This window comes from Streptomyces sp. SID14436, assembly GCF_010548465.1.
Classification (GTDB): Bacteria; Actinomycetota; Actinomycetes; order Streptomycetales; family Streptomycetaceae; genus Streptomyces.
Window position 1 is genome coordinate 1 of sequence record NZ_JAAGMD010000232.1, and the last position, 7286, is coordinate 7286.

Annotated in this window: 5 protein-coding genes and 1 pseudogene; 4 read left to right on the plus strand and 2 right to left on the minus strand. The window is 73.9% G+C overall.

Annotated features, from left to right (window positions below):
* Positions 1 to 18: 18 nt before the first annotated feature.
* Positions 19 to 267, plus strand: coding sequence for a hypothetical protein (locus G3I53_RS08360; protein ID WP_164438186.1), 249 nt, complete (start codon positions 19 to 21; stop codon positions 265 to 267).
* Between the two features lie 24 nt (positions 268 to 291).
* Here G3I53_RS08360 and G3I53_RS08365 read toward each other — a convergent pair whose 3' ends face one another.
* Complete coding sequence (locus G3I53_RS08365; RefSeq protein ID WP_164334330.1) at positions 292 to 1449, minus strand: cystathionine gamma-synthase; 1158 nt, start codon at positions 1447 to 1449, stop codon at positions 292 to 294.
* Between the two features lie 139 nt (positions 1450 to 1588).
* On the opposite strand from G3I53_RS08365, the gene G3I53_RS08370 reads away from it, so the two are divergent.
* On the plus strand, positions 1589 to 2707 hold the full coding sequence (locus G3I53_RS08370; RefSeq protein ID WP_164334329.1) for a hypothetical protein: 1119 nt from the start codon (positions 1589 to 1591) through the stop codon (positions 2705 to 2707).
* A 112-nt stretch (positions 2708 to 2819) separates the two neighbouring features.
* Here G3I53_RS08370 and G3I53_RS08375 read toward each other — a convergent pair whose 3' ends face one another.
* Complete coding sequence (locus G3I53_RS08375) at positions 2820 to 6149, minus strand: S8 family peptidase (RefSeq protein WP_343240573.1); 3330 nt, start codon at positions 6147 to 6149, stop codon at positions 2820 to 2822.
* Between the two features lie 326 nt (positions 6150 to 6475).
* Between G3I53_RS08375 and G3I53_RS08380 the strand changes: the two genes are divergently transcribed.
* Positions 6476 to 6994, plus strand: coding sequence for a hypothetical protein (locus G3I53_RS08380; protein ID WP_164334327.1), 519 nt, complete (start codon positions 6476 to 6478; stop codon positions 6992 to 6994).
* A pseudogene (locus G3I53_RS08385) lies at positions 6964 to 7286 on the plus strand (hypothetical protein); the annotation flags it as partial. The gene G3I53_RS08380 and the pseudogene G3I53_RS08385, both read left to right, overlap by 31 nt.

The following is a 7286-nucleotide window of genomic DNA, read 5'->3' on the forward strand; positions in this document are numbered from 1 at the left end:
CGGCGACGGGAGGCCGCGATGAGCCGCGTCAACCGCGAGGCGGCCGTGCGGCGGATGCTGGAGCGCACACCGCCTCCGGTACCGCCCGGGATCCACGCGGACGCGGTGCGCCGCGGGCAGCGTCTGCTGCGGCGCCGGGCCGCCGCCCGGCGCGTGCTGTGGGTGCTGCTGTGCGCGGCGTCGGTGGCGTTCCTGGTGTGGGCGCTGACCGCGCGGCCCTGGGTGGAGCCGCCGTCGGAGACGACTCCACCCCTGACGGGCTGGTGACCCGCCGTTCCGTGCCCGGTCCCGCTACGTGTCGAGGGCCTGCTGGAGGTCCTCCAGCAGGTCGTCCACGTTCTCGATGCCGACCGACAGGCGCACCAGGTCGCCGGGGACCTCGAGGGCGGAGCCCACCACGGAGGCGTGCGTCATCCGCCCGGGGTGCTCGATCAGCGACTCGACACCGCCGAGGGACTCGCCGAGGGTGAAGACCCGGGCCCGGTTGCAGACCTCCACGGCCGCCTCCTCGCCGCCCTCCACGCGGAAGGACAGCATGCCGCCGAAGGACCGCATCTGCTTGGCGGCGACCTCGTGGCCGGGGTGGTCCGGCAGCCCGGGGTAGAGGACGCTCGTCACGCGCGGGTGGCGGGTCAGCATGTCGGCGACCTTGGTGGCGTTCTCGCTGTGCCGGTCCATGCGCACGGAGAGCGTCTTGGTGCCGCGCAGCACCAGCCAGGAGTCGAAGGGCCCGGCGACCGCGCCCATCGCGTTCTGGTGGAAGGCCAGCTCCTCGCCCAGCTCCGCGTCGCCCGTGACCAGGGCGCCGCCGACGACGTCGGAGTGGCCCCCCATGTACTTGGTCAGGGAGTGCACGACGACGTCCGCGCCGAGCGCGAGCGGCTGCTGGAGGTATGGCGTGGCGAAGGTGTTGTCGACGACGAGGCGGGCGCCCGCGTCCCGGGCGACCTGGGCGACGGCGGCGATGTCGGTGATGCCCATCAGCGGGTTGGACGGCGTCTCCACCCACACGGCCTTGGTCTTCGGCGTGATGGCGGCCCGCACGGCGGCGGCGTCGCCGGTGTCGGCCACCGACCACTCCACGCCCCAGCGGGCGACGACCTTGGCGAACAGCCGGAAGGTGCCGCCGTAGGCGTCGTTGGGGATCACCACGTGGTCGCCGGGGCTGAGCAGGGTGCGCAGCAGGCAGTCCTCCGCCGCCAGCCCGGACGCGAACGCGAGACCGCGACGGCCGCCCTCCAGGGCGGCGAGGTTCTCCTCCAGGGCGGTCCGGGTGGGGTTGGCGCTGCGGCTGTACTCGTAGCCGCCGCGCAGGCCGCCGACACCGTCCTGCTTGTAGGTGGAGACCTGGTAGATCGGCGGGACGACCGCGCCCGTCAAGGGGTCGGCGGTGTTGCCCGCGTGGATCGCGAGCGTCTCGAAGTGCTGACTGATGTGCCTGTCGCTCATGGGCCCGAGGGTAGTGCGCGCGGCGGGAAGATGCCGATCCGAGCCCCGCGCCCCGCCGGGGGCGGCGGCGAACCGGGAGTTTTCCACAGGTCCGGGACCAGGTTGGCCAATTGCCGGCGTGTTCTGGTTCGCTTGAGACATGGAGATTCTCTGGGTCCTGATGGCGCTGATCATGATCAGCATCGTGCTGCTCCCCTTCCTGCGGCGCAGGAAGAGCGCGGTGGGCCTGGTCTCGCCCGACCACCCGGACGCGGCGGACCCGGCGAACTACGGCTTCGTCCGCGAGGAGGAGCTGGACATCCGCATGCCCGGCCCCGACCAGGATCTCCTCGACGTCCTGGACCTGGTGCAGCGCACCCAGGACTACCGCGCCGCGCAGCAGCTGCTGTCGGGCACGGACGCCGGCGACGAGCTGCGCTGGCAGCGCGTCCAGGCCTTCGCGGGCGCCGCCTCGCTGGAGCTGCGGGACCGGCCCGGCGGGGCGGACGAGGCGCCGGGCGGGCAGTGGCTGCGGGTGTGGCGCGCGGAGCAGCCCAAGGACGCGGGCGGCGCCGCCGTGCACGCCGAGTTCCTGGTGCAGCAGGCGTGGCGCACGGCGACCCCCGGCACGGACGAGTTCCGGATCATCATGGAGGAGGCGAGAGCGGCCTGCGGCGACGCCGCCCTGCTCGCCCCGGGCGACCCGGTCCCCTACATCGTCGAGCTGTCCGTGGCGCGCGGGCTCGGCTACTCCCAGAAGGACTTCGAGCAGGTCTGGCTGAAGATCCTGGACCGTGCTCCGGCGCACATGGGCGCCCATCTGGCGGCCCTGCAGTACTGGTGCGAGAAGTGGCACGGCTCGCGGGAGCTGGCGTACTCCTTCGCGGAGGCGGCCGCGGCCCGGGCCCCGCAGGGTTCCCTGCTGGCCGCGATGCCGCTGTTCGCGGTGTTCGAGCACCTGCCCGAGGTGACCCTGGTCAGCAGCTTCTACCAGACCGAGGTCGTCACCAAGGCGGTGCACGGCGCGCTGCACGCGGTGCACTCGGCCCGGCCCGACGACCCGATGCTGGCGCACGTGCGGCATCTGCTGGTCTTCTTCCTGGTGCGCGGCGAGCGCTGGGCGGAGGCCATGAACCAGCTGGTCCACGTCGACGGGCACGTGGGCGCGCTGCCCTGGTCGCTGGCCGAGGACCCGGCCGCCGAGTTCGCGGTCTACCGCGCCCTGGCGGTCGCGGGCTACGAGGCGAACGGCGGCAGCCCGGCGACGCTGCCGCACTGACCGGGAAGGGCCCGGCGGCCCGGTTCCGCCGGCGGACGGCGGAGGGCCCGCCGGACGGTGCGTGTCCGGCGGGCCCTCCTCACGCGGCTCTAGGGCGCGCCGCGCGTCGTGCTCACTTGCCGTGGTAGGCGTGGTGGATGGCGACCGTCGACGTGTTGCCCTTCTTGTCGGTGACCTTGGCGCGGAAGGACACGGACTTCCCCTTCGCCGGGTTCTTGACGGTGATGGCGCCCTTGGTGACCGCGGCCTTCTTCCAGGTCCGCCCGGCGTCGTAGGAGACGTACACGGCGAGGGACTTCAGGTTCCTGCCGCGTGCGGCGCCCTCGACGGTGACCGGCACCCTGGCGGTCCGGCCGGCGGCGACCTTGCTGTCGTTGCCGGTGACCGCGCCGAAGCGGACCGTGGACAGCGGCAGCGGCGCCGGCCTGGTGACCTTCCTGGAGCGGAAGGTCCAGGACGCGTCGACGCGGGTCGAGACGGCGGCCACCCTGGTGCTCCGCTTCACCGAGGTCGTCAGCCGGTACGCGGCGTCGCCGGCCGGGACGGTGAAGTCCGCCCCGTCGGACAGCGGGTCGCGGGTGGTGCCGATCCGCTTGCCGTTGCGGTAGAGCTGGGTGAGGGACGAGGTGATCCTCGATCCGCCCTGGTTGCGGGCGCCGTCGACGAGCAGCGGCACGTAGCCGTAGAGCGTGTTGCCGTCCCGGGAGAGGCCGGAGTCGCCGTCCAGGTGCGGGCCGAAGACGGCCCGGTTGACGGTGTGGGTGTACTTCTTGCCCGCCTTGTAGGCGCGTTCCCCGCCCAGGTCGTAGGCGGCCTCGACGACGGGCCGGCCCTGCGCGTCCCGGCCGGCGTGCTGCTCGAAGCCGAAGGCCCAGGTGATGCGGTCCGACGTCGACAGGTGCAGGGTGCGGGTGCCGGGCAGCTTCTGCTCGATCAGCTCGCCGAACACGGCGTCCTCGGGCAGCAGGCCGAGGGCGTGCACGCCGCCGGTGCGGCCGGGGGCGGAGGCGCCCAGGCCGATGGTCACGGTGGTGAGGTCGCGGGCGGCGAAGTGGCGGGTCCTGTTCGCCTGGATCTTCTTCACCCGGGCGCTGGTGGCCACGTGGTACTCGGTGCCGGCGCCCTTGGTCCACTGGCCGTTCCAGGTCTGCTGGACGCCGCCCGGGGCCTCGGGTCCGAGGTGGGCCATCCGCACGTCGGCGAAGGACGCCCCGGCGAAGCCGGCGACGGCTCCGGCCGTGTCGTAGGTGTAGGAGACGGCCGCGGCGGCGGGCCGCGCCTTGGCGTCCGGCACGGTGATGGCGGCCGCGCGCGTGGTGCGGGCGTCCACGGTGACGGTGGTGTCCCGGGTGATGTCCAGCCGGGGCTGGACCACCCAGTCGATCCCGCCCTTGAACGTCCTGGGGTCCTTCACGGTCCAGGAGTCCAGCAGGTAGGTGCCCTTGGGCACGCGCACGGTGGTGGTGCCGCCGGCGTCGACGGGGACCTGGTACCGGCGGCCCTTGCCCTGGCCGGTGTACCCGGTGAGGTCGGTGAGGTGCTCGGCGGCGGGCCTGCCGTCGGGGCCGATGTTCCGGACCGTCACGTCGTAGGACTCGGCCTCGCGCAGCACCGAGGCCGCGGTGCGCACGGTCTGCCCGCCGCCGGTGGCGACGACGTACGCCCCGTAGGCGCCGTCCGCGCTGCCGCCGAGCCGGGTGTCGGCGGTCAGCGGCACCGAGGCCGTACCGCCCGCGGGGACGGTCACGGTGGTGGCGCCCAGCGTGAAGAACCCGGCCGGGGCCGCCTTGCCCTTCGGGCCGGTGGCGGTGGACGTCAGCTTCAGCGTGACGTCCTCGGTGCCGAGGTTGCGGTAGGTCACCTCCTTGGTGACCGGTTCGTCGTCGGTGTGCGGCCACTGCTGGACGCCGAAGTTCACCGACACCGGTTCGGCGATCAGGGTCTGCCCGATCGCCCGGTCCACCTGGACGCGGCCCGCCCCCTGCTCGAACGGCGTGTGGGCGCCGCCCTTGGCGGAGGCGGTGAGCGCGCCCTTCAGCTCGGCGGGGGTCCAGCGCGGGTGCTGCTGCTTCAGGAGCGCGGCGGCGCCCGCGACGTGCGGGGTCGCCATCGACGTGCCGGAGACGGTGGTGTAGCCGGCGGGCTTCTCGCCCGCCTCGGCGGCGATCGCGCTGCCCTTGGCGGAGGCGGCGGTGATGTCCACGCCGGGGGCGGTGACGTCCGGCTTGACGGCGCCGTCGCCGGCGCGCGGGCCGGTGGAGGAGAAGTCGGCCAGGCGGTCCTTGCCGTCGACGGCGCCCACGGTGAGGGCGGCGTCCGCGCTGCCGGGTGAACCGATCGATTCGGGCCCGGAGTTGCCGGCCGCCACCGCGAACAGGACGCCCTGCCGGGACAGTCTGTCGACCGCCGCCTCCAGCGGGTCGGTCTGGGGGCTGTCCGGTCCGCCCAGGCTCATGTTGACGATGTCGGCGCCCTGGGCCACCGCCCACTCCATGCCGGCGAGGATGCCGGAGTCGTCGCCGAACCCCTGGTCGTCGAGGACCTTGCCGTTGAGGATCTTCGCGCCGGGCGCGACGCCCTTGTACCGGCCGCCTGACCTGGCGCCCGTGCCCGCGGCGGTGGAGGCGACGTGGGTGCCGTGGCCGGCCTTGTCGCCGGTGCCGGGCGAGGCGCTGAAGTTCCTGGCGGCCACGACCTGGTTCTTCAGGTCGGGGTGGGTGGCGTCCACGCCGGTGTCCAGCACGGCGATCCGCACACCGGTGCCGTCGTAGCCCGCGGACCACGCCTTGGGCGTGCCGATCTGCGCCACGGAGGTGTCCAGGGACGCCTTGCGCACCCCGTCGAGCCAGACGCGGGCGATGCCGGAGGCGGTGCCGTCGCCGTCGGTGACCGCGTCCCACAGGTCGGCGGTGTTCTCGTGGGGGGTCTGCACGGCGTCGGCGTTCAGGGTGGGCAGGGTGCGGCGGAGGGTGCCGGCGTCCCGCACGTCGGCCTTGGCGGTGCGGGCGGTGCCCCGGTAGCCGACGATGACCTTCAGGCCGCGCTGCTGGGACTTCCGGGTGGCGCTCCTGCCGAGTTCGGTGATGTCGAAGAGACGCCGGTCGAGTGTGCCGTCCGCGATCGGCTTGGCGGCGTCCGCCGGTATCACCAGTGTGTGGCCGTCGAAGGTGCTGATCCGGACGGGTATGTGGTCGCGTCCGGCGGCCCGTTGGAGGCCGACGACGCGGCCCCGGGCGTCCACGGCGACGCGGTCTCCGGTGATCAGTGTGATGTGCTGTGCGGCGGTGGGCGTGGACGCCCGTGCCGCCGTCGCCGCTCTCGCGGGGCCGGTGGCGGTGCGCTCCCCGTCCGCCGCCGCCGGTCCGGTCAGGCCGGCCGCCAGTGCCACGGCGGCCGCCGTGGCGACCGTGGCCGCGCATGCTCTCTTCACTTGTCCGGGCACGTGCCCCCCTGGGGTGTCAGCGGAGTCGTCCGACATCCGTCCGGCGGTGGTCGCGTGCGCGGGTGCGCACCCGCCGGCCGACGCAGTATGCCGGGCCACGATCTTGGCCCTCAAGAGCCGCGCGGACCTGTCGGGAAGCCGCCGGTCCACCGCAACGGCACTGCGGCAACTCCGTTACAGAACCGAGGGGTTGACGGGTTCTGGGGGGCTGCGCCGGCACCGTGTGCGGTGGCCGTCCGGCGTCCTGGTCCGGGGGCGTTGTCAGTGCCGGGGGCTACCTTCGATCTTGTTGCGCCGCAGTGGCGTGGACGTCCCCTTTCGCTTGCATGGGAGATGGTGCGTTGTCCGTCTGGGAGAGGTCGAGCACGGTACGGGTGGTGCCGCCCGCGCGACCGCGGAAGCTGTCCAAGGTGCCCTTCGTGGAGCTGGCCGACGGCCGGCTGCAGGGGGTGGTGTCCAGCGGGTCCGACATCGGCCGGGTGTACGTCTCGTCCGTCGCCGCCGGCACGTACGCCTTCGCGTGCAGCACCAACAACAACCGCCCCTGCGGCGGCGCCCGCGGGACGTTCTGCAACCACATACGGGCGCTGATCACCGAGGCGGTCCTGCAGTACGGCGCCGGCCGCGTCGCCCGCTACCTGAAGGTGGACACCGAGGACGCCGAGCCCGACGCGGCGTCCCTCACCGGCGCCATGACGGTCACCCGGCCCGCGCAGGGCGACACCTCGGCGGCGGCCCCGGTCTTCAGCCGGTTCCTGCGGCACCTGGCCTACCTCGAGTTCGAGCCGGTCACCACACCGCTGCCGGAGATGCAGTGGTTCCCGACGACGAGGACGGTGGCCTGATGCACGCCGATGTGCTGACCGCCGGCATCGACGGACTCGACGAGGCGCTCGCCGCCGTGGACGCCTTCGACGACGTGCTCGTCGCCGGGCTCCTGCGCCCGCAGGCCGCCCAGAGCGCCGCCCTGGCGGAACTGGCCGACGCCGTCGCCGGATCGCCGCTCTCCGCACGCGTCGCGGAGGCCGCCGACAAGGCGTCCGCCGGGGCCGCGGGCGAAGACCACTTCGTCGCCCTCGCCGCCGCCCGCACCGCCCTGCTCGGCTCCGTCCACGACGCGCTGGCGGCCCGGATCGC

What these genes read in the sequence shown, in the direction of transcription:
- G3I53_RS08360 (WP_164438186.1), top strand. Translation starts at nt 19, where the DNA reads ATGAGCCGCGTCAACCGCGAGGCGGCCGTGCGGCGGATGCTGGAGCGC.
- G3I53_RS08365 (WP_164334330.1), bottom strand. Translation starts at nt 1,449, where the DNA reads ATGAGCGACAGGCACATCAGTCAGCACTTCGAGACGCTCGCGATCCAC.
- G3I53_RS08370 (WP_164334329.1), top strand. Translation starts at nt 1,589, where the DNA reads ATGGAGATTCTCTGGGTCCTGATGGCGCTGATCATGATCAGCATCGTG.
- G3I53_RS08380 (WP_164334327.1), top strand. Translation starts at nt 6,476, where the DNA reads ATGGGAGATGGTGCGTTGTCCGTCTGGGAGAGGTCGAGCACGGTACGG.